The organism is Virgibacillus natechei (assembly GCF_026013645.1).
Classification (GTDB): Bacteria; Bacillota; Bacilli; order Bacillales; family Amphibacillaceae; genus Virgibacillus_L; species Virgibacillus_L natechei.
Genome location: NZ_CP110224.1, coordinates 1,555,332 through 1,580,170 on the forward strand (window position 1 = coordinate 1,555,332; position 24,839 = coordinate 1,580,170).

General features: G+C 35.0%; 29 protein-coding genes. 10 read left to right on the forward strand and 19 right to left on the reverse strand.

What is annotated here, in order from left to right; all coding sequences use genetic code 11:
• Positions 1–8: 8 nt before the first annotated feature.
• The 7 genes from spoVAE to OLD84_RS08170 form a co-directional block, all read right to left on the reverse strand.
• Complete coding sequence (gene spoVAE, locus OLD84_RS08140) at positions 9–359, reverse strand: stage V sporulation protein AE (protein ID WP_209461506.1); 351 nt, start codon at positions 357–359, stop codon at positions 9–11.
• Positions 356–1,372, reverse strand: coding sequence for a stage V sporulation protein AD (spoVAD, locus tag OLD84_RS08145; RefSeq protein WP_209461505.1), 1,017 nt, complete (start codon positions 1,370–1,372; stop codon positions 356–358). The genes spoVAE and spoVAD overlap by 4 nt, the downstream gene beginning before the upstream one ends.
• A complete protein-coding gene (gene spoVAC, locus OLD84_RS08150) occupies positions 1,372–1,851 on the reverse strand; it encodes a stage V sporulation protein AC (protein ID WP_209461504.1) in 480 nt (159 codons plus the stop codon). Before spoVAC ends, spoVAD begins: the two co-directional genes overlap by 1 nt.
• Before the next feature lie 18 nt (positions 1,852–1,869).
• Positions 1,870–2,343, reverse strand: a complete 474-nt coding sequence (locus OLD84_RS08155) for a hypothetical protein (RefSeq protein WP_209461503.1) — start codon at positions 2,341–2,343, stop codon at positions 1,870–1,872.
• 132 nt (positions 2,344–2,475) lie between these two features.
• Entirely contained in the window at positions 2,476–2,682 is a 207-nt protein-coding gene (locus OLD84_RS08160; protein WP_209461502.1) for a DUF1657 domain-containing protein, read from the reverse strand.
• 140 nt (positions 2,683–2,822) lie between these two features.
• Positions 2,823–3,569: an oxygen-insensitive NADPH nitroreductase gene (gene nfsA, locus OLD84_RS08165; RefSeq protein ID WP_209461501.1), complete on the reverse strand. Its 747-nt coding sequence runs from the start codon at positions 3,567–3,569 to the stop codon at positions 2,823–2,825.
• A gap of 13 nt (positions 3,570–3,582) precedes the next feature.
• Positions 3,583–4,320: a hypothetical protein gene (locus OLD84_RS08170; RefSeq protein ID WP_209461500.1), complete on the reverse strand. Its 738-nt coding sequence runs from the start codon at positions 4,318–4,320 to the stop codon at positions 3,583–3,585.
• 395 nt (positions 4,321–4,715) lie between these two features.
• Here OLD84_RS08170 and OLD84_RS08175 point away from each other — a divergent pair, with 395 nt between their 5' ends.
• The gene (locus OLD84_RS08175; protein WP_209461499.1) at positions 4,716–5,126 is read left to right on the forward strand and encodes a YwpF family protein; all 411 of its coding nucleotides are present in this window, start codon (positions 4,716–4,718) and stop codon (positions 5,124–5,126) included.
• 173 nt (positions 5,127–5,299) lie between these two features.
• Positions 5,300–6,664: a TrkH family potassium uptake protein gene (locus OLD84_RS08180; protein WP_209461498.1), complete on the forward strand. Its 1,365-nt coding sequence runs from the start codon at positions 5,300–5,302 to the stop codon at positions 6,662–6,664.
• A gap of 47 nt (positions 6,665–6,711) precedes the next feature.
• Here the strand turns inward: OLD84_RS08180 and OLD84_RS08185 are convergent, their stop codons facing one another.
• From OLD84_RS08185 to lepB, 4 genes are all read right to left on the reverse strand, one after another.
• Complete coding sequence (locus OLD84_RS08185; protein ID WP_209461497.1) at positions 6,712–6,834, reverse strand: YjcZ family sporulation protein; 123 nt, start codon at positions 6,832–6,834, stop codon at positions 6,712–6,714.
• Between the two features lie 145 nt (positions 6,835–6,979).
• Positions 6,980–8,119 (reverse strand): S1C family serine protease, encoded by a 1,140-nt coding sequence (locus OLD84_RS08190; protein WP_209461496.1) that lies wholly within the window; start codon positions 8,117–8,119, stop codon positions 6,980–6,982.
• A gap of 34 nt (positions 8,120–8,153) precedes the next feature.
• Entirely contained in the window at positions 8,154–9,314 is a 1,161-nt protein-coding gene (locus OLD84_RS08195; RefSeq protein ID WP_209461495.1) for a zinc ribbon domain-containing protein, read from the reverse strand.
• Positions 9,315–9,666: 352 nt separating this feature from the next.
• Entirely contained in the window at positions 9,667–10,191 is a 525-nt protein-coding gene (gene lepB / locus OLD84_RS08200) for a signal peptidase I (RefSeq protein ID WP_209461494.1), read from the reverse strand.
• 170 nt (positions 10,192–10,361) lie between these two features.
• On the opposite strand from lepB, the gene OLD84_RS08205 reads away from it, so the two are divergent.
• Both OLD84_RS08205 and OLD84_RS08210 read left to right on the forward strand, forming a co-directional pair.
• Positions 10,362–10,547: an aspartyl-phosphate phosphatase Spo0E family protein gene (locus OLD84_RS08205; RefSeq protein WP_209461493.1), complete on the forward strand. Its 186-nt coding sequence runs from the start codon at positions 10,362–10,364 to the stop codon at positions 10,545–10,547.
• 511 nt (positions 10,548–11,058) lie between these two features.
• Positions 11,059–11,205: an FbpB family small basic protein gene (locus OLD84_RS08210; RefSeq protein ID WP_209461492.1), complete on the forward strand. Its 147-nt coding sequence runs from the start codon at positions 11,059–11,061 to the stop codon at positions 11,203–11,205.
• Here OLD84_RS08210 and OLD84_RS08215 read toward each other — a convergent pair.
• From OLD84_RS08215 to OLD84_RS08240, 6 genes are all read right to left on the reverse strand, one after another.
• Complete coding sequence (locus OLD84_RS08215; RefSeq protein ID WP_209461491.1) at positions 11,202–12,113, reverse strand: DMT family transporter; 912 nt, start codon at positions 12,111–12,113, stop codon at positions 11,202–11,204. The two genes, OLD84_RS08210 and OLD84_RS08215, sit on opposite strands and share 4 nt — an antisense overlap.
• Positions 12,114–12,639: 526 nt before the next feature.
• A complete protein-coding gene (locus OLD84_RS08220) occupies positions 12,640–12,834 on the reverse strand; it encodes a hypothetical protein (RefSeq protein ID WP_245301418.1) in 195 nt (64 codons plus the stop codon).
• 145 nt (positions 12,835–12,979) lie between these two features.
• Positions 12,980–13,456: a YkyB family protein gene (locus OLD84_RS08225; RefSeq protein WP_209461490.1), complete on the reverse strand. Its 477-nt coding sequence runs from the start codon at positions 13,454–13,456 to the stop codon at positions 12,980–12,982.
• Positions 13,457–13,736: 280 nt separating this feature from the next.
• Positions 13,737–14,063: a hypothetical protein gene (locus tag OLD84_RS08230; protein WP_209461489.1), complete on the reverse strand. Its 327-nt coding sequence runs from the start codon at positions 14,061–14,063 to the stop codon at positions 13,737–13,739.
• Between the two features lie 65 nt (positions 14,064–14,128).
• Positions 14,129–14,698: an SCO family protein gene (locus OLD84_RS08235; protein WP_209461488.1), complete on the reverse strand. Its 570-nt coding sequence runs from the start codon at positions 14,696–14,698 to the stop codon at positions 14,129–14,131.
• A gap of 131 nt (positions 14,699–14,829) precedes the next feature.
• A complete protein-coding gene (locus tag OLD84_RS08240; RefSeq protein ID WP_209461487.1) occupies positions 14,830–15,681 on the reverse strand; it encodes a metallophosphoesterase in 852 nt (283 codons plus the stop codon).
• 567 nt (positions 15,682–16,248) lie between these two features.
• Between OLD84_RS08240 and cbpB the strand changes: the two genes are divergently transcribed.
• From cbpB to OLD84_RS08270, 6 genes are all read left to right on the forward strand, one after another.
• Entirely contained in the window at positions 16,249–16,692 is a 444-nt protein-coding gene (gene cbpB, locus OLD84_RS08245) for a cyclic-di-AMP-binding protein CbpB (protein WP_209461486.1), read from the forward strand.
• 179 nt (positions 16,693–16,871) lie between these two features.
• Positions 16,872–17,114 carry a YkuS family protein gene (locus OLD84_RS08250; RefSeq protein WP_209461485.1) on the forward strand — a complete coding sequence of 81 codons (243 nt, stop codon included), beginning with the start codon at positions 16,872–16,874 and terminating at the stop codon, positions 17,112–17,114.
• An 88-nt stretch (positions 17,115–17,202) separates the two neighbouring features.
• Complete coding sequence (locus OLD84_RS08255) at positions 17,203–17,658, forward strand: redoxin domain-containing protein (RefSeq protein ID WP_209461484.1); 456 nt, start codon at positions 17,203–17,205, stop codon at positions 17,656–17,658.
• A 533-nt stretch (positions 17,659–18,191) separates the two neighbouring features.
• Positions 18,192–19,943, forward strand: a complete 1,752-nt coding sequence (locus OLD84_RS08260) for an ABC transporter ATP-binding protein (protein ID WP_209461483.1) — start codon at positions 18,192–18,194, stop codon at positions 19,941–19,943.
• Positions 19,944–20,058: 115 nt separating this feature from the next.
• Positions 20,059–21,810 (forward strand): ABC transporter ATP-binding protein, encoded by a 1,752-nt coding sequence (locus OLD84_RS08265; RefSeq protein WP_245301437.1) that lies wholly within the window; start codon positions 20,059–20,061, stop codon positions 21,808–21,810.
• A 143-nt stretch (positions 21,811–21,953) separates the two neighbouring features.
• Positions 21,954–22,622: a potassium channel family protein gene (locus OLD84_RS08270; RefSeq protein ID WP_209461481.1), complete on the forward strand. Its 669-nt coding sequence runs from the start codon at positions 21,954–21,956 to the stop codon at positions 22,620–22,622.
• Positions 22,623–22,745: 123 nt separating this feature from the next.
• On the opposite strand, the gene rnjA is transcribed toward OLD84_RS08270, so the two are convergent.
• On the reverse strand, positions 22,746–24,413 hold the full coding sequence (rnjA, locus tag OLD84_RS08275; protein ID WP_209461480.1) for a ribonuclease J1: 1,668 nt from the start codon (positions 24,411–24,413) through the stop codon (positions 22,746–22,748).
• Positions 24,414–24,417: 4 nt separating this feature from the next.
• On the reverse strand, positions 24,418–24,627 hold the full coding sequence (locus OLD84_RS08280) for a DNA-dependent RNA polymerase subunit epsilon (protein WP_209461479.1): 210 nt from the start codon (positions 24,625–24,627) through the stop codon (positions 24,418–24,420).
• Positions 24,628–24,839 lie beyond the last annotated feature (212 nt).

Consider the following 24,839-nt stretch of genomic DNA (forward strand, 5'->3'; position numbering starts at 1 on the left):
TTCAACTCCTATCCTTTAGGTTTAAAGAACAATGCACCGATTACCCCAAAGATTATAGCTGCCGAAATACCTGCACTGGTTACTTCAAACATTCCAGTAACAACACCTATAAGTCCGTGTTTCTCGGCTTCTTGTAGTGCCCCGTTAACCAATTGATTACCAAAACTTGTAATTGGAACCGTGACACCAGCCCCAGCAAAATCAATAAGTGGGTCATATAAACCAAGGCCAGATAATACGGCACCAGATATAACTAAAATACTTAATGTATGAGCAGGACTTAATTTGAATACATCAAACATAATTTGGCCAATGACACAAATAAGTCCACCTATAACGAACGCCCAGAAAAAGATCATGATATATCACTTCCTGACTCTATAGAAACCGCATGAGCGATACAAGGGATTGGGTCTTTTTGTTGTACAGTCATTGGTGAATGAAGGGAACCAGTAGCTACAACGAGTATACGTTTGAGTTCCCCTTTTTTCATTAAATTTAAAAAATGGCCATATGTTACAATGGCAGAACATGCAGTTCCACTGGCTCCAGCCAGCACAGGTTGACCTTCTCGATAAATCGTTAGACCACAATCTACATATTGTTCTTCTGGAATATTCAAGCCGCGTTCATTCAGGAGGTCGAGCGAGACTTCTCTGCCTATATGGCCAAGATCACCAGTTATAATTAAATCATAAAATGAGGGGTCTACATTACGCTCTTTGAAATGTGCTTCGATTGTGTCTACAGCTGCAGCGGCCATAGCACCTCCCATATTAAATGGATCCGTTAACCCCATGTCAATAACTTTTCCGATTGTCGATGATGTAACAACTGGTCCTGTACCTTCTTTAGCAACTAAGGCACAACCTGCACCCGTTACTGTCCATTGTGAAGTTGGTGGTTTTTGACCTCCGTATTCAGTGGGATAACGAAATTGCTTTTCAGTAGCGGCATTATGGCTGGATGTTCCACTTAATATATAATCAGCACCATTTCCATTGATAAAGAAAGCAGCTAATGCCAAACTTTCCATCGATGTAGCACAGGCACTGAATAAGCCAAAATAGGGGAGGGACATTGTTTTTGCAGCAAAACTTGTTGGGGTAATTTGATTTATTAAATCCCCACTTAAAAAGAATTGAACTTGCTCCTTTTCGATTGTGCTTTTTTTAACGGCGACTTGACAGGCTTCTTCCATCATTACTTGTTGTGCTTTTTCAAAAGAATCCTGTTCAAGCCACATATCTTCGTGTAAAATATCAAAGTCGTTGGAAATGTTTCCATTTGCTTCAAATGGCCCACCCACTGTACCTGTGGATATGATGACAGGTTTATTTTCAAAGATCCACGTCCGATGTCCGACTAACATTATAATCCACCCCAATTTGTAAGAATCGTTTTAAGGAGAGCGATGACAAAAGCAGAGAAAACCCCATATACAATAACCGGCCCTGCTAGCTTTAACATATTACTCCCAACCCCTAAAATAAACCCTTCTGTTCGATATTCAATGGCTGAAGAAATAACGGCATTACCGAATCCTGTTACAGGAACTGCGGAGCCAGCACCAGAAAACTGACCAATTCGATCATATATTCCAAACCCGGTTAATAACATCGTGATGAAAATAAGTGTAGAAACTGTAGGACTGCCAGCTGTTTGTTCAGTGAAATTAAAGAAATAAATGTAGAAAGTCGTAATGACTTGACCTATAACACATATCAGTCCCCCAACAAAAAACGCTTTAATACAATTTTTTAACAAGGGTCTTTTAACTTCACGCTGATCCTGAAATGCTTGATAGGTTTGAGCTTCTGGAGGTAAGTTTTTCTTTTTTTTGTCTGCCATGTAATTTCACTTCTTTCTTTAAGTCTGTTCTTTAGATAAATTAATAACTTTATCCAATTCTTTTTCAAGTTCTTCTTTTGATATAGAATCTGCTTCAAGTGCTTCTTCAATTCGTTCAAGCTCAAGAACTATTTTTTTGTCTGTAGAAATCTCAACTTCCATATTTGGGAACTTATCTTCCATGTCCTTCGTCCGATCTTTTTGGATTTGTGCTAATCCAAATCGTTCGTGGTGTGGAACCTCTATGGCGATTAGCAACTTTTTAGAGGTGTTAACAGCATGTATCGTATTGACTTCATCATGTACACTTAAGTATTCTTTTGCTTGGTTTGCAGAATCTTGAGTGATTGATTTCTTATTTGCAGTTATTTGATTGAATTCAATATGGTTATTATAATTATTATTGTCTATCGATTCTTGCGTTGTATCTGTTCCGCAGCCGATTAGTAATAATCCAAAACTGAAGAGTAATATAGCTTTTACAGCCTTCATAAAATCTCACCCATTTCTTTGTTCGTGAGTTAAAAGCGAGGTTGGAAGTAAGATACCAACCTCGGGTCAACCTAACTTTGAATGTGACGTTGTTATACAAGGGTATTATCCTGAAAAAACAACAATATAGTATTAAAATCCTTTGTATTGTGGTTCTTCTTGTTCAATTTGTTGCGTTCTAGGTTCAACGGATTGCAAAATAGCCGTGGTTTGTTGTGCGGCATTTTCATACATTTGCTTAGCCTGTTTATTTTCAGTTTGCAGTGCAAATTGTTCAAAACTTGCTTGGGCACTTTTTAGCCCTGCAACTGTTTGTTTGAGTTGGCTTGCTACAGTCATATTGGATTCCCTCCTTTATACAAACGTCAATAGTTATAATTTGAACTTTGAGCTGTAAATATACTTTATGTGTTCTTCCTATTATCTCCATTTTAAATTTGAACATAAAAAAACAGCACGTGGATGTGCTGTTTTTTTAATTATCGCCTATTTAATTTTTTATCTTTGATAAATGGTGTAACATCCATTCGTATTGGATTTTTATATTTACGAATCATTTGCTCGCTCCATGTATCTGACCGTGCATTTTTTGAACGGTTTTCATAATAGGATGCCAACTGATTATCAAAATCGGTAATTATTTCAGATTGATCTTCATCATTTGCATATTTGTTTTCATGGTAGATAGCTTCAATCGGTAGACGCGGTTTGATTTCTGGTTGTTGATCAGGATACCCAACCGCTAGTCCGAATAATGGGATGACATGTTCAGGCAGATCCAATAGGTTATTTACATGATTTATATCATTTCGTAAGCTGCCTAAAAAACAAGTCCCTAAGCCCATAGACTCTGCTGCAATGGTTGCGTTTTGAGCAGCTAATGCTACGTCAATGGTCGTTACGATAAATTGTTCTGTACTTTCTATACTTTCTTGCATTTGTGCTTGCTCAGCAGGAGCTGCTTGTTTATAGATACGGTTTAAATCCCCACAGAATACAAATAAATGCCCATTGTCTTTCACATAGGGCTGTCCTGATACCGCTTTTAGTTCCGCTTTAAGGTTTTCATCCGTAATACCGATAATGGTATATGCCATTACGTGGCTCGATGTTGATGCTTGTTGTGCAGCCTTAACGATGGTATGTATTTGTTCCGTAGTTAATTTTGTGTCTTTAAATTTTCGGATTGAACGATGATTCAGCAGTGTTTCTATAGTTTTGTTCATCAATGATGCTCCCTTAATTATTAATGATATGCATATTAATCGTTTTTCGCTCTTCTGTTTCCTCCTGATTCCATTCTTCTAACCGGTCACTGGTAGGTTCGATTACAGCAGGTTTTTCTACGGCTATTCTTTTATTATCCAGCCAATTAATTTTGAGTAATGGCCAATTATAATTTAATATATTAGCATCACTCGTATTATTCCCCAACGATAGGCGTTCCCAATTTTCAAAATCAATCATGACGAGATTCGTTAAAGGGAGGGGGAGTGATTTTTCGCGATTAAATTTAAATAATAACTTTTCATTATCAGGTGACATAATCACATTACTTAACTTTGCCAGATCTGCCAACAAATAAGCTTCTTGATCTTTAGCTTGGTTGAACAGTAAATAAGAACAGGAATGATTTTGACAAGAGAATTCAAGTAGATAAATATCTTCTGCTTTTTCATGAGGACGATTAAGTTTCATTTCTTCAATCACACTCTTGCGGTCTTCTATGGCGTTTAAGTATTCACTTAGTATCGGAACCATTTTTAAATTCACCGTAATTTGTTCATCATCTAAAGGAAAATCAATAAATTCTTCAACTTCCTCCTCATTATCTTGAACTTCATCTTCATCTTCAACTAACTCAGGCTGACTGTTAGAACTGTCAGGATTGTCACTTTTTATAATAGTTGGTTCATTGTTGATATTACATGCTGAAAGCAAAATAAGAAAAAATATACTTAAAAAAATGATTCTCATCGCATACGCTCCTATAAGTGCCTTTTTTGAAAATCCTTATGCTTTATTTCTAGGATATACATATAATTATACAATATTTTTTATTATTTAACAGCGAATTTATAAAAAATAAACTGCTTCATTTCGAAGGAAGGGTATACAAAATAATAAAATTTAACTGAAATACCAGATTTCAGATTAAATGACAATCGAGTCATTACTGTCAAATGAGTGGTTTACACACATTTCACCTTGAATTCTACGATCATTTAGTAGTGATTAAGTTGTTCGTATCCTTGCTTTGTGTGTTCTCCCTAAATGTAGGAGAAATTGTTCAAGTGAATAAAAATATCAATTCTGCCTCGTTTTTGATACAATTTAAAAAATAGGAATATGCTAGGAATGGAGAGGAATATATGAAAACATTTAAGCTTAAATCCTTAGAAGTAATGGAACCAAATGATACGGAAAGGGTTCAAAGTAAAATAGAATTGAAAGATGGATTAACGATAAATCGAGAAGATGATGATAATCAATGGCTTATTGAGGCTTACGTTGACCAGTCTTATCTGGATTATTTTAATACGCTGAAAGAAGAGGATGAAATAACGGTTAAAGTGAAGATTACAAAAGAGAGTAATGATCCTGCTACATTTATTACTTCTATAATCAGAGTCAACCCAATTGGGGATCATTTGAATGTATTATTTATTGGACCAATTGTTAATCGACAGGAAGATAAAACGGAAGATGTTTTATCTGCTTTAATTAAAGAAGGTTATCAGGGTGAAGAACTAGTAAAGAAATTTAAAGAAGTAAAATCCTGAAGGTTAGCCTAATTAGGCTAACCTTCGTTTGTGTTGGATGAATTTTTTTCATTATGACTGATTTCGTATAGAACTACAAAAAATACAAGCATTTATTATAAGTCACTGCTATAATGAATTTATATATTCAAGGAGCTGGCATATACTGTTTAGATTCGTTAGGAGAAATATGTATGAAGTATCGATATCCCTTCGCAAGTTGGATAAATAAACTTTCACCTCTTCAAATTTTATTGATTTTTTATTTTATAGCTGTCCTTTTTTCCACCATTATAATGTCGATGCCGATTGTTTACCAGGATGGGGTAGAGATTGAGTTTATTGACGTTTTATTCACAGCGGTAAGTGCATTAAGTGTAACGGGATTAAGTACCATAACAGTTGCCGACACACTTAGTACGACAGGAATTCTAGTGTTAGCATTTATTATGCAACTTGGAGCAGTAGGAATTATGGCGATTGGAACTTTTATTTGGCTTCTGATGGGAAAGAAGATAGGGTTAAAAGAACGCAGGTTAATTATGGCAGATCAAAATCAAACTTCCTTTGCAGGCATGGTTCGATTGATAAAGCAAATTGTTTATGTGTTATTAACTGTAGAATTTATTGCTTTCATTGTATTGGGAACATACTATCTGCAGTACTTTCCAACTACAGGTGAAGCATATTTACAAGGTTTATTCGGAACCATAAGTGCTGTGACCAATGGCGGGTTCGATATTACAGGACAATCGTTGATTCCTTTTCAGGATGATTATTTTGTTCAATTTATAATGATGTTATTAATCATTTTCGGTGCAATTGGTTTCCCGGTTTTGATCGAAGTAAAGGAGTATATCTTTGCAAAATCAGAAAGTCGTGGGAAGATGCGTTTCAGTTTGTTTACGAAGGTAACAACATCTACTTTCTTAATTTTAGTTGTGGTAGGAGCTTTATTTATCTACATACTGGACGCGGGAAATTTCTTCGCCGATAAGTCGTGGCATGAAGCATTGTTTTATTCATTATTTCAATCTGTTACAACAAGAAGTGGTGGCTTGTCCACAATGGATGTTAGTCAACTGACGGATGAAAGTCATCTGTTTATGTCCTTACTAATGTTTATCGGGGCCTCCCCAAGTAGTGCTGGTGGTGGTATTCGAACCACAACTTTTGCTTTAGTAGTCATTTTTGTTATCATCTTTGCAAAAGGCGGGAAAAGCATTCGTATTTTTAACCGAGAGGTGTATGAAGAAGACTTACTGAAAGCTGTTGCCGTGACATTAATGGCTTTTGTATTTGTTTTTATCTCTATATTAATCATCTCGACTATTGAGCCATTTTCTTTAAATCAAATTTTATTTGAAGTCACATCAGCGTTTGGAACAGTAGGCCTTTCTCTTGGTATAACAAGTGAATTAACTACATTTAGTAAGACAATCCTTATGTTGTTAATGTTTATTGGTAGGGTTGGACTAATCTCCTTGTTATTTTCATTTAAAAATAATAAGAAGAAGGTAAATTACCATTATCCGAAAGAAAAAATGATCATTGGTTAACATGAAAAACAAAAGACTTGTGCTACTTTAAATAGCACAAGTCTTTCCTAGCAATAAAAAGCTGCCCCTACAATGATTAATAGAATAAACAGCACCACAATCAGTGCAAAAGATCCTCCAGCTGCTCCGTATTGCTGACCACCATAGCCAGCTCCATAGCCACAATGCATATTGTTCCACCTCCATGTGTTACTGGTTTATTATATGATATATAAGTGAAAGTGTATGGACGTATGGCCTACTTATAATATGTAAGTGGGGGAAAAGAGCTAAAAATTACCACCATTCATTTAAGAATGGTGGGTGTATGGAGTTTCATGAATCCTTTTCGTTTGTCGTAATAGTTAATATTTTCAATTGGTCATTTTCATATCCGATTGTAAATTCAAAGGTAGATGTTTCATTATTTGATTCTTCTCCGTTATTACTTTCAGTTGTGATATCAGTAGTTATTTTTATATAGTTGTCATCTGTTACATTACTTGAAAACTCTTCATAATGAAGGTCGACAGTATGAATATACGCCTCACGAAAGTCTGGATAAGAATACTCAGCTTGTATGATACTGCCCAATAACGCATAGGCACTCACATAATCCCTATTCGATATGCTTTCTAAATAGTAATCGATTAAATATTCAGCGTCATCTATATAATTCTCAGGATTCTCTGTATCGGTAATGTCCTCTATATTAGCAAAATCCAATTGATCATTATGCGCTTCATAGGACCATTGTTCAATTTGATCCATAACATCATTGGTTGGAATACTAAAACCAATTGTTCCATCGTTTGTTCCTACTGAATTAATTCCAATGATTTTCCCTGTATTCCTATTAATTAACGGCCCACCACTATTACCATGTGTAATCGGTGCAGAGATTTGGTATACATTGGAGTAATCATAGCCATCAACAGTAAAATTACGTTCTGTTCCGGATATTATTCCAAGTGTTACGGTGTTTTGAAATCCATGAGGGCTACCAAGTGCAATAACTTCGTCGCCTATTTCGGCAAAAGAATCATCTTCAACAGGAGAGAAATCCTGTCCTGCAAGCTGAGGAACGCGTATCACTGCAATGTCATTTTCCTCTCCAATTCCAACTACCGCAGCAGGGTAAATCCTGGCATTTGCCGTTCTGACATAAATCATTTCTGCATCATTTATTACATGTGCATTTGTAATGATATCCCCTTTTTCATTATAGAGAAAACCTGATCCAGTAATGGTAGTGTGATCATTTTTCCCTTCGATCTGGATAACATTTTTCTCTGCTTCATAAATGATTGATTTTAAATCAAGTTGCTCTGTATCAACATTCACTTTTTCTATTAAAGGATCTGTTACAGAGATTTGTTGTACATTCCAATAATTGTATATAAAAATAAATCCTATAATCCCAATAATAAGTAGTAAGAAGCTAACAATAAGTGGGGGATATCGCTTTTTATACATGCACACACCTCTTTTGCTGAAAATCATGATGTATTTAATTCGTGTACCAGGTTATTTTACGAACTTCTACATCTACGTCTTGATCATAGTCATTACTATCAAAATGAGTATATTCAAATTGTCCTTTTTCTTCTGGATAAAGGGTATCAGGATAAATATACACCTCATCGGATAAAATTTCAGTTCCGTTATCAGTCAGTAGGACGTATTCAATTAACACGGAATGGATTGGAATGGTTGCAACACTTTCAACTTCACCTTTTATAACTATATTCTTCTTGTCATTGCTTTCAACGGTTGCAGATATAAGTTCAATTGCATCTGTTTCATTGAGTTGTTGCTCTTTTTCTGCTGTATCAATTGCTTGTTCCATTCTTTGTTCTTGAGCGGTTTCAAAGGCTTCCTTTTCTTTTTCAATTGTTGATTGCAGACTTTGAAGTCGCTCCGAATCAGGTGCATATTTTAACCCGTCTTCGACAAGTATTTGAGCATCATTAAAGTGCCTATTATTTAACTGGTTGCTTGCTTTGGAAAATGAATAGTCGATGATCTGGTTTCGTATATCTAATTCCATACTTTCGGCTTCTTCATTATCTATTGAAGCTGCTTCCCATAACAGTAACTTTAAATCATCAATAGCAGTTTCTTTCTCTAGTTCATTCTTTAATTGTTCAACTTTAATGGTATCGCGTTTGGTTATAATCGTATCAATTAACTGCTTAACAGCGTCCCCATTGAAGTTTTTTAAGTCACTTTCAGCTTCGTTTATTAGTGATAAAGCCTGCTGAAAATCCTGTTCTTCTACAAATGTATTGGCATCTTCCATTATTTTTTGTACATCTAATGCTTTATTCATAAACTGTAAGGAGGTAGCTGCATGAGCAAAGTTTTCCTTGTTACTTACTGCATCTGCAAATAATTCTCTAGCTGCTTCATAATCTTCATCGAGGATACGTTGCTCACCTTGTTCATACAGAGTTTTCGCTTCTGCTGTTTGATTTTGCAAAATAAAATAATAAATACCAGAAGAGAGTAATAGGAATGTAAATAGTGATATAGGGATATACCAAAATTTATTAAATTGTTTTTTACCATGCAAACGATCCGTTATATCATTGGGCAAGGCTCTACCACATTTAATACAATAGTGTTCATCCTCGTTTGCTTTTGTTCCACAGTATGGACAGTGTAGCATGTGATCACCCACTTTAATCTTTGATGTTCATTTTAACATATTATGCTTTATTTAGGGGAGGTATCTTGATATGATAGAGGGGAGATAGATACAATTTTTTAGGTGAGAATAAATAATACATAGGTAATATCAAGGAGGTGCAGGCACCATGTGGGAAGTAGCTTTCGGAGTCGTATGTTTCGGGATCATCGTGTTGAATATAGGATATTGCATTTTTGACAGAGAATAGAGAATGCTTAGAAAACTTGGTTGTCAGCAAGCCTTTAGGTGACAACCTTAGTTGCACTTATGCAGTAAGAAAGTTTTTATACTTTTTTAACTGCTAAAAAAGGGTCGGACCTATGTCTGACCCTTATCTCGTTCTTCCCCATGAATCAAATGGATAAAATACAAATTCTGACTTTCCAACAATTTCATCCTCATCAATAAAACCTAGACCATTTCTGCTGTCTTTACTTATCGCACGGTTGTCTCCCATTACATAATAACGATCATCTGGAATTTGAATAGGATTGGAATTACCTGACCGTCGTAAGTTTTCTTCATTTAAGAAGGTTTGTTCATATAATTCTCCATCAATTAGTAAGGTACTTCCATTTATTTCAATCGTTTCACCAGGTAATCCGATCACTCGTTTTACATAATTCTTAGACGGTGTTTGAATAATTACAACATCTCCACGTTCGGGTTCACCAAGTAAATAAGTGGCTTTATTAACAATTACTCTCTCACCACTTTCGAGCGTTGGCTCCATACTTCCTCCTTCAACGATTGAGGTTGCAAAAATGAAAGTTCTTAGAATGAAAGCAATTAAGATCGCAATAATAATTGCCTTACTCCATTCCAGCCATTCATTTTTCTTTTTTGTTTCGGCCAAAGAGTCATCTCCCTCTATAAACATTTCATTATTAATAATAGCATACTGAGGAGAAGGATTCGAGTTTTAATTATATATGATATATAGGTAATTAGGTCTAAACATTTACATTATCTATTTAATTGTGCTAGAGTAAGGTAAATCAAGAAAGGAGGCAAAAACATACTATAATGTATCCTTCTGATAAACTTCTAAAACAAATAGAATTTCTACGTCAACAAATGACTTCAGTTGCACTGGAGAAAGGTTTCACAGACATAGAGTCCATAGAAATCAGCCAGGAATTAGATAGATTACTAAACATTTATGAAACGATGAAAGATAATGAAACAATGAAATGTAATGAAACAAATTAGAAAATAAATTTTGACCATTGCATTTTAAAGCATCTTCATTTGATTATACCATTAGTTTAAACGTTTCCTTCCTTAAAAATGCTTCCAAACATTTTAGCCCTTCTGTAATGTCTTCCATGTCTTATGATGTGTATAAGAATCTCAAATAACCTCATCATGGTAGAGAAACTATCACTGGTTGTTCTAATGTTACTGTTGCTACACGTAGTAAAGCCAAACGTAAATAAAATAAAGTATTTTCAGGATTGGGAATTGGAGGAAGTAAAAGCGCTTTTTGGTTTGTTTGCAAATAGGAAAATTTCCTATTTGCGAACTGGCTAAAACCTTCACGTCCTGAGGCTGCGCGTGAATGCTCGCCCCACCATTTAATACACGTGACAGCATTTAACGCCGCATAATTATCCTATAAATAATCTAAATACTAAAACTTTAATAAATTGTTCACAAAATTATGATTCAAAGCATGAAAAATAGGATATACTTATTATAGAGAAGAAAAGGAGTGTATCAAATGAGGCCAAGATCGTTAAATTTCGAACAACTGGTTATGCAAAATAAAAGAGAACTGTTGGATGATAAAGAGAGTATTTCTGAAATAGAAATACGTTTGGAGAAAAAACAAGCAGTTATAAGGGAAGAAAATCAGGAGCGGCCTTAAGTCGCTCCTGATTTTTTTGTAAAAGCAGTTCGTTTCTGTTTACCACTGAGTTGAATGAGTATAACAGCACCAATAATAAAGGCCATCCCGACCATTTGAATCATAGTAAATGCTTCGTGAAAAATGAATACACCAATAAATGTTGCAACCACAGGCTCAATAGTAGTTAAAATAGAGGCTTTTGAAGCTTCTGTTTGCTGTAGGCCATAGGTGTAAATAATATAAGCAAATGCTGTTGGTAAAAAGCCCAGTCCGAATGCGTAGAATAACACAGTCGGATCCGCGAGCAAATGTGCCTTTTCCTCGTAAGGAAAGAATGGTATTAGTGTACCAGCAGCAATAATAAATGTGTACGTTGTTATACTTAAACTGGTATATTTTTTTAATGCGAACTTACTAAAAATGCTGTATAGCGCATAACCAATACCGGATCCAAGCCCAAATAAAATACTGCTGATTTGTAATGCCTGCAGATTTAGGGGAATAAGACCGACAACTAAACATGTTCCAAATAGCGTAATTACCAGGGCGAGCATCTTCATTCTGGTAAGGGGCTCTTTAAAAAGGAAAAATGACATAATTGTCACAAATGCTGGTGCGGTATACAGTAATGCCGTAGCAACTGGAATAGTGGATAATTCAATTGCTGTAAACAAACAATAATTAAAAAAGATAATGCTTAAAATCCCTGTACCTAAAAAATATTTTATATCTTTAGGTGTATGTAACTTAAGTTTTTTAGGTGAGACAATTATTAAATAAACAACTAATAGGATAGCAGAAGACCAAGCTCTTAATGTAACAACTTCCATAGGTGTAAAGCCAAATGTATATAGGTTGTTTACATACCAGCCAATAGTTCCCCAAAGAGCCGCACCGATGATTATGTATAAAAAAGCTCTATTCAATGTGTCATACCACCTTATTTAATTATATAGTAGCAATTATAGCAAATAAATGAAAATATTGTGATAAATATGTATATTTAAAGAAATAAACGCCCAAACTCTAACTAGATACACATGACTGGTAAGGGGGAACGATATGTTTATAAATAGTTGGCTGAATGTATCACAACTTAAGCCCTTAGGAATAACTGAGGAGCATATATTCTTATTGCTATTGTCGATTGGAATTATTATTAGCTATTTTGTCGTTTATCCCTTTATTAATTGGATCGTAACGATACAGTCTACTAAATTAATAACTTACATAATTAGCAGTTTGCTTATAATGGTTTGTTTTTTTATCGTGGTGTTATTTGTAGGTGACTTACAATATTTGATGATTGATTTGTTGAAAATCACATTACAAACGTTAGCCGCTTTTGGGATTGTGCTCATCTTGTTTTATAGCTACAAACGGTTTATTAAAAATGTAAATTAAAAAAGCGTATACATAAAAAGATACGCTTTTTTAAATAGTATTATTCTTCTAGTTCTCCTGCAGATTCTCCAACCAACGAAATACTGGATGAAATATTTCTTCAGGTGAGTTTAAACTATCAGGTGCTGCATCCATAACCATCTTTTTTTCTGATGCAGATAATTTTTCAAAGTGATCTTTTAGTTGATGTGTTTGTTCTGCATAACCTCTTAGTTCAGCCATGAAAGCATTAAGCTCTATCATTTAAAGCCCTCCTTTTATTCGTATAATACCTTATTATAGGAGGATTAAAACATGCTATTAAGCAGTAAGAAAATATATCCATCTTTTCTTACTGCTCAAGTGCAGCTAGGGATTTCACCCTAAAGCCTTGGAGATAGCCAGTTTTCTAATAATTTCGATGCGTTTTCTTAGGTGGCCATTCCATTTTCCCTAGTGAGGAAGGGGTGAAATAGGAAGAAGAATATTGTTTCCTTTTATTCGGAGCTGGTTTTTTCTCTTTTGGTTTCCAGTCGATATAACGATAGACTACTTTTTTTGCTTGTGATAGTGACATTTTCGTTTGTGGATTCCGATAATTTTTATCAAGTGTACCTAAATGTTCTAGCTCTTTGAAGTCTTCTTTTGCTGGAGGTATATGAAAAAAATAGCTATCTACTTTTACAAGTAGGGTAGAGTGCTGATTACTAAACTTTGGATGATCCGAAAAATGAAGCCCTACTTTTGTGGCTCGCTTTTCTTTTAATAATCGGCTGATTGCTTCTTTTTTTATAAAATATAGGTGTTGAGGCTCTGGTGCAGTTTTTGCATGACGATTAATTGTAAACAATGCTTTACCTAGATCACTCAATGAGACATGATTCATCTTTGTTCCTCCTTTCAATATTATTATAGCTTGTCTTTATCCTATCGTAAAGCTTGTACAAGTGCAATGAAATTTTAACATGATCACCAGAAGCTTCCTTCAAAATTATCGATTTTGTGGGGAGTATTTTTTAATTTTCCCAGTGCCTCATTTATCTTCTTTTGGCTTATACATAGGTTAATGCCTTAAAGAAAGAAGAGCAGTAAACAAAATGTTTTCTGCTCTTCTCTCAATAGGTCTGGTTTTACATGATGTTGGTACAATATTCCTATCGATACTATCAATCATCCCATTTTGTATCTAGGAGTCCAATGTCTTTGAGGACACTTATCAATAGACGATCTTCTTCGCTCTGGAGTGTCTCCACTGTACAAGTATCATGTGGTTCATAGTTAATTTCTTCTGCGTGTTCCAACGTATTCTCTTCGAGGAAATTTGATGGATCAGCTTCTTCGAAACAAGTTGGAGCAATATAAGTACTTTGATTATGTTCAAGGACAATCCTTGTGTCGGAAGGTGGATGCGTCTCTTTGGGGATAACAAAGCCCGCAATCAAAACACTAGCGATCAAAATAAGTAAAACAACAAATAATTTCTTTTTTTGCATAAGGAAACTCCTTTTGGTATATCGTATTAATTATTGTAGGAAACGCATAATGATGAAGTTTAACTTTATGAAACTGCTTTCAAGTCCTCAATGATTAGATCCATTTCATTTGAATTCACACCGTCATAACTCTTAATAACTTTTCCTTCTGGATTAACTAGAAAAAAGCTTGTTCCGTGAGTCACTTGGTCTGAATCAGGTTGTGCTTCGACAACTAATGAACGAAATGATGTAATAGAAAACTCCTTAATTGTTTCAAAGTCGTAACCGGTTAAGAAACTCCAGTTACTTAAATCAGCATCATATTCCTGCGCATATTCTTTTAATACTTCTGGACTGTCATAATCTGGATCTACACTAAAGGAAACCAATTGTGCATCAAGATCCTCTTCTTCCATTGTGGATTGTAAGCTGGACATATTTGTTGTCATTGGAAGACAAACAGTTGTGCAATTTGTGAAAACAAAATCTGCAATCCACCATTCTCCTTCTAGTTCTTCGTTACTTAACGTTTCATTATCTTGTGTTGTATACTCAAAGTCTGAAACATCTTCAGACATATTTGTTTCAATATCTTCCCCACAAGCAACGAGGAAAAGTACAAGGCCAAATACTAAAACTTGTAAAAGCTTCATTTCCTTCCACCCTTTCGAGATGAATTATTTAATTAATGTAAAAGTATGATAACATATTTACCATGGTAATTAGCCTGTTTGATTGACATATCTATGACAATTAGTCATTTGTCAAGATTTTTAAGACTACATTATGTACGCTTTAGTGTAAATACATGAATTTCTGGCTTACATAAGAACCGGTAGGGAAGGCGTGTTGTTCCGATGCCGCGATTAACATATAAGGATAACCTTTGATTACTGAATGTGTATTTGCCTTCTACATATTTTTCAGCATATGCTGGAGTGTACAAATGCCCGATAAGAGGAAAACGTACTTGTCCACCATGGCTGTGTCCTGATAATTGGATATCGATAGGGAAATTTGCTGCTGTATCTGCAAAATCAGGTTCATGTGCCAACAATATGGTAAATAGATCTTGATCAGCAAGATGTAAAGCAGTATTTAGATCTGGTTGGCCAAGCATGACATCATCAATTCCAGCCAACACGATTTGTTCGTTATCTTTATCAATTATGGAATGACTATTTTTCAACAGCTTGAAATCTGCTGCTTCCATAACATCTTGAATAATTTCTGTGCCATAGCCACCATGGTCATGATTACCATAAATCCAATACTTTCCATGAGGCGCTTCTAATTTTCTTAAGGCTATGGTCAGGTTATTGCTCCAATGATAATTATGTGGCTTATCCACAAGGTCACCTGTAAATACAATTAAATCAGGGTTAAGTGCATTAATTTGAGTCACCAATTTATTAAATTGTTCAAGTGTATAATGGAAACCGATATGCGTGTCTGAGAATTGAACAATTTTAAAGTTATTAAATGCTGGTGAAATTTTATCGGAAATAATATTGTTTCTATTTATATCTAGCAATCCCGGTTCAATCTCTCGTGCGTAGTAATAGGTACCGCCGCTTAAACCAATTAGTGCCAAAAAACTTCCGATTGTTTTTTTCAAAAAGGACCGTCTGTTCATTACTGTCAAACCTTTCTAATAAACCATTTTCAATCATAGCGGTGGCTAGCCAAACATGGGGTTTTGAACCCTACTATAAGATAGGGCGATGCGGCGTAACGGTAGTGCTATATTAAATAGACTGTATCATATATTTTAGTAAATCATTTAGTACGATTATAGCATGTATAATAGTAAAATTTTAGTGGGAAAACATTGTCATAATAACCTGTGATTTTTAAAAATTAATATAATTGAAAAACACATGCTATCCATATACACTTGTATGTGCACTTCAACATATATTATTATGGTATTGAAAAAGCTGATAAGCATATGTGTTTTTTAGTATATTGTACGGCACATACTAATACTTCATCAAAGGAATACTATATTAACGTTTTGCTTTTAACAAGATGCAAGGTCTAATCCATTCATTCAACTTATTTCTTCCTTAGAAGATGTTTCTTTCTGTCATATATGATAAAATAAAGATATAGGCATTATTGAAATGACTTTGATTAGTTGTAAATTCAAAAAGAATTGGAATAAAATTTAATCAAAAGGCGTTTAAGGGGGCGTGTTGTTATGAGTATAACACAAGATAAACAACTTACAGCTATAGCAGTTGGTGACTTGATGATTTCATCTGAAAAAGTTGCGCATGTGCAAGTAAATAATCCTCTAGAACATGCATTATTAGTATTAATAAAATCTGGGTATTCGGCTGTGCCAGTTCTGGATACTTCTTATAAATTAGTTGGCACAATTGGAAAAACAATTATTTTAAATGAAATATTAGGGTTAGAGCATATTGAAGTTGATAAACTTTCCGATATGCGAGTTGAGGAAGTAATGAATGATGATATACCTTCTATTTTAAAAGAAGAAACGTTTATGAAAGGATTAGATGCTACCATTAACCATCCCTTTGTATGTGTTGCTGATAAGGAAGGGTATTTTGATGGAATTCTAACCAGGAGAGCTATCTTAAAACAATTAAAGCGAGATATTTACACAACGAAGTCATAACATAAACATAGTTAATCATCCTTTCCCGAGAACGCAGGGGAGGGATGTTTTTTATTTGTTATTTGTGTGTTAAGAAGTTGAGCGAGAACCCCCTATATTTTCAAAATAAATAACCGCATATCTTTAAAGCCTCATGCAAAAACTATAAAGGGTTAACAAATTTAGAGGAGGCAATAAGGATGGCTCGTATTGGAGTAGAGGAATCATTAACGGATGTGAAAGATGCTTTAATGGAGATGGGGCACGAGGTAGTCGATTTACGAACGTCTGATGATACTGCTTATTGTGATTGCTGTATCATATCAGGTCAGGATAAAGATATGGCAGGAAATTCTACGACAAGTATAGCTGGACCTGTTATCAATGCACAGGGTAATAATGCAGATGAGGTTTGCGAAATGGTAAAAGAAAAATTAGGATAAATATATAAACCAATATGTTAAAACTGAATAACATACAAGAGGCTGATTCATGCTGAATTAGCCTCTTTAATTATTCAGGAGGGATAAAATGGTCAGATTAAGAGATCAATTGCCTGATCTAGACGGCGCAGTTAAATGGTTAAACAGCAAACCATTAAGGAAAGCTGATGTAATTGGTAACAAAGCTACATTTATTCATTTCTGGTCTGTAAGTTGTAATAAGTGTAAAAGGGATTTGCCTAAAATAAATAGCCTAAGAGATGAATACAAAGAGCATCTTAATGTAATTGCAGTTCATATGCCACGTTCTGAAGAAGATTTAGATATTGATCAGGTGCGGAGTATTGCAAAACAACATTCTATTTCACATCCAATTCACATAGATAGTGAACAGAAACTAACCGATGCTTTTCGTATTAAATTTGTTCCTGCGTATTATATTTTTGATTCAGAAGGGAAATTAAGGCACTCTCAAGGTGGCGGTGGAGGGCTGAATTTACTAAAGAAAAGAATAGATCGTATTGTAAATTTAAAAAACAAATAAATGGTAATACTGCTTTCTGTTAACTGCCTAACAAAGCAAAGAACGCTTTCTAAGAATCCCTTTAACGAATGCCAAGTTTTCTAAACAAAAGATCTATAGTTTGCGGCGTAGTGTAAGCTAAACGTAAAGAGCTTCATAAAGACGCTTGTGAATAAAAAGACCGTAGAAGAACTTATAGTTTTTCAGTCAACAAGGTTAGATTTCTATATTAAAAAAGACGGCTTAAATTCACTTTTTGAATTTTAAGTCGTCTTTTTATAGTCGAGACTTAACGCCCCACTAAACAAATGGGTTATTTTAGCAAATAGGGGAGTATAAGCTTACCCTTGCTTAAAACCGTCACATTCTGGGACTGCGCGTAAATGCTCGTCCCACTGAAAAGCTAGACGCATGTCTTTTTTCTGATTTTTCTTTTAATAATGTAGGTCAGAAAAAATTAAAAGAATTTAATGAAAATAGTGGAAATTCATTTCGGAAACCGTTATATTAGTAATTACTGTGACTGAAAAGTTTAAATTCGAGGAGGTAAAAATTTGGAAACATTTATAAAATTGAAGCAATTTTATTGGCCATATAGGAAGTACTTCTTTTTATCGCTGTTTTTTTTGGTTTTTGTGACCTCCATTACAGTTGTATATCCAATCGTACTTCAAATAACGATAGATGAAGTGGTATTACAGGATAGGTATTCATTAATACCCTATATTGCAATCGCATTTTTTATATTGATGCTTATTAAAGGAATAGCAACATACTTTCATCAATTTTTAGGTGATCTATTTGGAATAACCGCTGTTTATAAAGTGCGAGATGCATTGTATGAGAAGCTTCAGGTATTATCATTTAGGTATTATGATAATGCAAAAACGGGGGACATAATGTCACGTTTGACTGCAGATGTAGAAGGATTTCGTTTTTTTCTTTCAGCTGGATTTTCGGAGCTTATTCGTATAACATTGCTGATCCTTTTTAGTCTAGGTGTGATGTTTTATTTCTCTATCCCACTCGCACTAGTAACAATGGCAGCGATGCCGTTTTTAATTGTAGTTGTCTATAAGTTTGATCAACGTGTACATCCAGCATTCAGAAAGATTAGAAAGTCGTTTGGGCGTTTAAATACCCGTGTACAGGAAAATGTGAGTGGAATGAATACGGTTAAATCGTTGTCGAGAGAAGACTTTGAAATTGGTAGATTTTCTGCAAGCAACGATAATTACCGTCAGAATTATATAAATACATCTAATATCTGGTCCAGGTATTTTCCGCTAATGGAATTTATAGGAAACTTCTGTGCTGTTGTTTTACTTGCATTCGGTGGATTTTTAGTAATTAATAATAGTCTTGGACTAGGTGAATTAGTCGCTTTTTTCAGTCTGGTTTGGTATATATTAGGCCCACTGATGAATTTAGGATTTGTTGTTAACCAATTTTCTCAAGCAAAAGCTTCTGGTGAAAGGTTACTTGAGATTCTGGATGCAAAGGAAGATATTATTGAAAAACAAGATGCTATAGACGCTCTCATTCAAGGGCATGTAACGTTTAACAATGTGTCTTTAACTTATACGCAAAACGATGACTCCGCATTAAAAGATATTAATTTCGACGCTCCACCTGGGAAGGTTATTGGGTTGATTGGTGCAACTGGTTCGGGTAAAACAAGCATTACTCAGTTAATTACTCGTTTTTATGAGCCTGAAGAAGGAGAAGTATTGGTTGATGGAAGGCCTGTTTCTGATTATAAATTAAAAGCTTTACGCATGGGCATTGGTTTTGTTTTACAGGAACCGTTTTTATTTTCTACTACGATTCGTGAAAATATAGCGTATGGTAATCCAGAAATGTCAGATGAACAAATTATCGATGCCGCCAAAAGAGCCCAGGCGCATGATTTTATTATGGAGATGCCAAAAGGGTATGACACACTTTTGGGTGAACGTGGTATGGGATTATCTGGTGGACAAAAGCAGCGTATTGCAATAGCCCGTGCTATTTGTATTAACCCGAGTATTCTAGTACTTGATGATGCCACATCTGCTGTTGATATGGAAACGGAATTTAAGATACAAAAGGCACTAAAAGAGGTAATGAGGAGTCGAACGACTTTTATCATTGCACATCGTATTTCATCGATAAAACATGCTGATGAAATACTGGTGCTGGAAGAAGGAAAAGTAGTTGAGCGTGGTACACATGATCAATTATTAAAAAATACCGGTCCTTATCAGCGTATCTATAATATTCAATATCAAGATCGTGAAGAAATCATGAGTACGATGACTAATTAATAAGGGGGGTAAAAGAGTGGCAAATACAAATGTTAAACAAGAAACTAGCCCGCATCTAAAGCGATTTCATTATACAGTTGATCAAGCTGTCGAAAAGCAGTTTAATTGGAAGCAGATGTTACGACTGCTTGTATACTTAAAACCATATTCAAGAACGTATTTACTAGGTGCAATTATTGCCATGTTACTGTCAACTGCTATTCGATTGGCTGTACCGATTATAATTGGTAAGGTAGCTATAGATGTTGCCATTAATAATCAAGATACCACAATGCTTACCTACCTTGTGGCTTTAATAGGGGTTTTATATCTACTAAGCTATGTAGGAAATATATATCGTATTAAATGGGTAAATATTCTAGGGCAGAATGTGATTTATGATTTACGTCAGCATTTATTTTCGCACGTCCAACGATTATCTCATCGGTTTTTTGATTCGCGTTCAGCAGGTTCTATTTTAGTACGAATTATGAATGATATTAACTCGCTGCAAGAGCTATTTACAAATGGAATTATTAACTTGTTAATGGATGTTGTGACGCTTATCGGTATCATCGTTATTTTATTCGTATTGAGCCCTGAGCTTGCGTTAGCAATTATGGTTGTTCTGCCGATCATGTTTTATATATCAACAAAACTTCGAAGAAATATTCGTCGTTCATGGCAGGACGTTCGAATACAGCAATCTCGTCTAAATTCTCACTTAAATGAAGGAATTCAAGGAATGCGGATTACACAATCCTTTTCCCAGGAAAAAGAGAATGCCCAGTACTTTAATGGGATAAATAAAGAGACCTTTGAAAAGTGGCATACGGCATCGAAAAAGAGTGCAATGTTCCGCCCATTTGTAGAAATGAGTAATGCAGTTGGGACTATCATACTAATCTCTTATGGTGCGTACTTAATCTTATTAGGCATGAGTACCAATGGTGCTAGCGGAATTGAAATAGGGACATTTGTAACTTTTGCTTTCTTCTTAGGGATGTTCTGGGAACCTATTTCCAGACTCGGACAAATGTATAATCAGTTATTGATGGCGATGGCTTCTTCAGAACGCATATTTGAATTTCTGGACGAACAGCCAAATGTAGAAGAGAAAGAAAATGCACATGAACTTAAAGAAATAGATGGTCATATTGAATTCGATCATGTAGAGTTTTCTTATGAACTGGAACGAATTGCATTACATGAAATTTCATTGGATATTAAACAAGGTCAAACCATCGCGCTAGTTGGTCATACAGGTAGTGGTAAATCAACAATAGCAAATTTAATCAGTCGCTTTTATGATCCAACAAAAGGTTCCGTTAAAATTGATGGATATGATCTAAAAGATGTTAAAGTAGATAGTTTACGACAAAAGATTAGTGTTGTCTTACAGGATACGTTCATCTTCTCTGGTACGATTATGGAAAACATTCGTTTTGGTCGTCCGAATGCTACAGATCAGGAAGTGATAGATGCAGCAGTAGTTGTTGGGGCTGATGACTTTATCGTAAGGCTCGCAAATGGATACGAAACCGAAGTAGAAGAACGAGGGAATGTCTTATCAGCCGGGGAACGTCAATTACTATCATTTGCAAGAGCATTATTGGCAAATCCAAGTATACTGATTTTGGATGAAGCAACAGCAAGTATAGATACAGAAACGGAAGTGAAAATTCAAGAAGCTTTAGCAAAACTATTAAAGGGTAGAACTGCGATTATCATTGCGCATCGATTATCTACAATTAGAGAATCCGATAATATCTATGTATTAGAGAACGGGAAAGTACTGGAAAATGGTAATCATGCTGAGTTAATGGCTCAACGTGGAGAGTATTTTGGCTTGATAAAATCACAATTTCAAATGCTTGATTCCATGTAATGGGATTAAACTTAATATATCATTGATTAACAGCCTATTAACACCACTTTAAAATGGATTTCAGAGGAAATTTCCGAGCTTGCTCTTTTTTTACTTTCTCATTATAATAACATATGCAGTATGCTGATTTATGGAGGCTAGCTATGAAACAGAAACAAGAATTTGCAGTAATTGGACTTGGTCGATTCGGTGGTAGTATATGTGAGGAATTAGGGATGGAAGGCATGAGTGTGTTAGCAATTGATAATGATGAGGAAAGAGTAAATGAATTTAAAAATATTGCTTCGCATGCAGTGATCGCTGATTCAACCGATGAATCAGCATTAAAAGAGATTGGTATTAAAAATATTGATCATGTGATTGTAGCTATTGGTGAAAATATTCAAGCAAGTATTTTAACTACTGTAATATTAACGGATTTAGGTATTAAAAGAATAACTGTAAAAGCTCAAAATGATTATCATGAGAAGATATTAAATAAGATTGGGATTGATGAGGTTGTACACCCAGAGAGAGAGATGGGTAAACGAATTGCGCATCATGTCATTTCCAATAACATTATGGATTACATCGAATTATCAGATGATCATAGTATTGTGGAAGTGAAGGTTGGGAGGAAAATGAGTGGAAAAACGTTAGATGATTTAGATATTCGAGCACATTATGGTTGCAACGTAGTAGCTATCAAACAAGGAAAAGAGATTAATGTTTCACCAAGTGCTGAGGAAATACTAAAACTGGAAGATATTTTAATTGTAATTGGCTCAGATAAAGATATCTCCAGGTTTGAAAAAAACCTTGTAATAGATTAAAAAGACCTTGCAGGTACATTCGTATCTGCAAGGTCTTTTTTACTTCCCAGAGGAATTTTTCGTCATGGGATCGGTTTTGTAAATATGATATACGAATTCGGCCTTTGACGCATTACTTGATTATCATACTTCCATTATAATCGGAAGAACCATTGGCCTGCGTTTTGTTTTATCATAAAGGAATGGTGCTACTGTATCGGTAATTTCGTTTTTAATTTCAGACCACTGTGTTGTTTTTCTTTCCATTACTTTTTCCAAGTGAGTGGAAACAAGTTTTTGCGCTTCATTTATCAAGTCTTCTGATTCTCTCATATAAACAAATCCACGTGAGATAATGTCAGGTCCTGAAGTGATTTTAAATTCTTTCATGTTGATACTGACTACGATAATTAGCAACCCTTCTTCAGATAAAATGCGGCGGTCGCGGAGCACGATATTTCCTATATCGCCAATACCGCTACCATCAACATATATCGATCCTGAAGGAATTTTACCAGCTATAATAGCTTCATCCTTGCCTAATGCTAGAACATCACCATTATCCATGACGAAGGAATTTGCTGGATCTACTTGACAATCCTCTGCCAGTTTTATATGTTCTTTTAACATTCTATATTCGCCGTGAATTGGCATAAAGTACTTCGGTTTCATGAGCGTAAGCATCAATTTCTGCTCTTCCTGACTTCCATGACCTGATGTGTGAACATTAGTTAAAGGACCATGGACAACATCAGCACCTCCACGATACAATTTGTTAATGGTCCTGCTGACACTAACTGTGTTTCCAGGGATTGGTGATGAAGAAAATACAACAGTGTCACCAGGTATCATTTGTATCTGTCTATGTGTTCCGTTTGCAATACGAGAAAGAGCTGCCATCGGTTCACCTTGAGATCCCGTACAAAGAATAGTTACCTCTGAAGCAGGAAGACGGTTGATTTGATTTGGCTCAATAAACGTATTTTTTGGAGCTTGAATGTAACCAAGTTCCTGTCCAAGTCTTATAGCAGATTCCATACTGCGTCCAAATACAGCGACTTTTCGGTCGTGCTTTACAGCAGCTTCTACAACTTGTTGTAATCGGTAAATATTGGAGGCAAATGTGGCAAATATTAGTCTGCCATCGACCCGACTAAAAATATCATTTATATTTCCTCCAACTTTCTTCTCCGACATTGTAAATCCAGGAATTTCGCTGTTTGTACTATCCGAGAGTAAGCAAAGTACGCCTTCTTTACCTATCTCAGCCATTTTTGTTATGTCGGCCGGTTCGCCAACAGGGGTGAAATCAAATTTAAAATCACCTGTATGAACGATATTACCAGGAGGTGTTTTAACAACAATACCATAGGAATCGGGTATACTATGCGTTGTACGGAAAAAGCTAACGGAAGTTTTACGGAATTTAATAACATCATCTTCCTGAAATGGATATAATTTAGCATTTCTTAATAAACCATGTTCATCCAATTTGTTTCTAATTAAGCCTAGCGCGAGTTTTCCAGCATAAATTGGTATATTTATTTCACGTAGGAGATAAGGGATACCCCCAATGTGGTCTTCATGTCCATGTGTTACGAATAATCCTTTTATTTTATCTTGGTTTTGAACTAGATAGGTGTAATCTGGTATTACATAATCAATTCCAAGTAATTCATCTTCAGGGAATTTCATACCGGCATCAATTAGAATTATTTCATCCTGAAATTGTACGGCATACGTGTTTTTACCTATTTCACCTAGTCCACCTAGTGCAAATACAGCTGTTTGGTCATTTTTTACGAATTTCATCTGTTTACAGATTCTCCGTTTTAAAATCTTCGGATTGTTTTTCGTAATTTAAATGTTCCTCATTTAATACATGGATATACTCGATATTATACGCTCGGTCGCTTAATTTTTTACGTACCTCTCCCTCAGAGTCGGCTTCTACATATAAACTTTTTGTACGCTCACGTACTGGTACTTCATTTAGTGATTCTTGATAGAATACTTTATAAATCATTTCATCTCTCCTTCGTTAATTACTTATAAGTTCAAATGAGTATCTTTAATTAATAAAGGACTCCATTTCAACTGTTTAATTGGATGTTATTTTTTAATTCCACAAGTTTAAAACCTTCCATGTGTGCTTGCTTCCGTAGCATAGCTAATGAATTTATGGTACCTTTGTTATTGTGATTGGTTTCTTTTAATGGCGATCCTTTTCATAAGTTG